This is a genomic window from Anoxybacteroides rupiense (assembly GCF_014196195.1).
Classification (GTDB): Bacteria; Bacillota; Bacilli; order Bacillales; family Anoxybacillaceae; genus Anoxybacteroides; species Anoxybacteroides rupiense.
Genome location: NZ_JACIDF010000027.1, coordinates 1 through 1,272, shown reverse-complemented (window position 1 = coordinate 1,272; position 1,272 = coordinate 1). Strand labels below are relative to the sequence as shown.

At 49.5% G+C, this 1,272-nt stretch carries 1 protein-coding gene; it reads left to right on the top strand.

Annotated features, from left to right (window positions below; all coding sequences use genetic code 11):
* The first annotated feature begins 57 nt into the window (after positions 1-57).
* Positions 58-1,189 (top strand): IS3 family transposase gene (locus tag GGQ95_RS18130; protein ID WP_458294273.1). Its coding sequence is split into 2 segments (ribosomal slippage): positions 58-329 and positions 328-1,189, totalling 1,134 coding nucleotides; the frame shifts between segments, so codons are not numbered across the junction.
* Positions 1,190-1,272: the final 83 nt, after the last annotated feature.

The window sequence follows — 1,272 nt, the reverse complement described above, 5'->3', positions numbered from 1 at the left end:
TACAATGAACCCATAGAGTGCGACACAAGGAGGAGATAAATAAGTTATACTGAAGCTATGGAAAAACGGAATCGATACACCGCAGAATTTAAGACGAAGGTTGTCATGGAAGTGCTGAGAGAAGAGCAGACAGTGAATGAGATTGCTGGGAAGTACGAAATTAGTCCGGTGATGCTAAGCCGGTGGAAGGCGGAGTTTGTGGAGCGTGCCTCCATGGTGTTCGGCCGTGAAACCAAAGAAGCCGAGAAAATGAAAAGAAACTACGAGGAGAAGCAAGAACAATTAGAAAAACTGGTTGGTCAACTGACGCTAGAGGTCAGTTGGCTCAAAAAAAAATCTGGCCTCTAAGGTATCGACAAGAGATCGGGAAGCGATGGTGGAACGAGATCATCCAAAAATCAGCATCAAGCGTCAGGCGGAGCTCTTGAGTATCCATCGCACGAATGTGTATCGGCAGCGGGAGCCGAGGCAAGAAACGCCGGAGAATGTACAGCTGATGCATGAGATTGACAAGTTGTATACCAAACATCCGTTTTTTGGCTACAGGCGGATGAGCAGCAAATTGCAGGAACAGGGATGGCGCGTCAATCGCAAGCGCGTTCAGCGGCTTATGCGCGTGATGGGAATCGAAGTGATCTACCCGAGCCCGAACCTGAGCAAACGGTACCATGCCCAGTATATCCGTCCCTACCTGCTGCGCGGGTTGAAGATTGATCGTCCGAACCAGGTCTGGGGCATTGATATTACGTATCTACGGATGGGTAAAGGCTTCATGTATCTGTTTGTGATCATTGACTGGTACAGCCGCAAAATCATCGATTACGAGCTTTCCAGCACGTTGGAGAAGGCGTTCGTGCTGACGTGCCTGAAACGGGCACTGGGGCGCTGTCAGCCCGAGATTATGAACAGCGATCAGGGCAGTCATTTTACGAATCAGGATTACTTGGACTTGTTGATCAAGCACAACGTAAACGTATCGATGGACGGCAAAGGCCGGGCACGGGATAACAGCCGTACGGAACGCTTCTTTCGTTCGCTCAAATATGAGGAAATCTATCTGAATGAGTATGAGAACCCTCGGGCGCTTCGCAAGGCGATTACAGCTTATCTACGCTTTTACCATACCGAACGCCCCCATCAGGCGTTGGGTTACGCCAAGCCGGCAGATGTGTATGCGCGGACTGCTTAACGGCATCCGCTCCCCATTACAATTGAAGGAGGACTTAACTTATTTTTTCCGAAATTGTGTCTTGACAATGGGGGGCATTACAC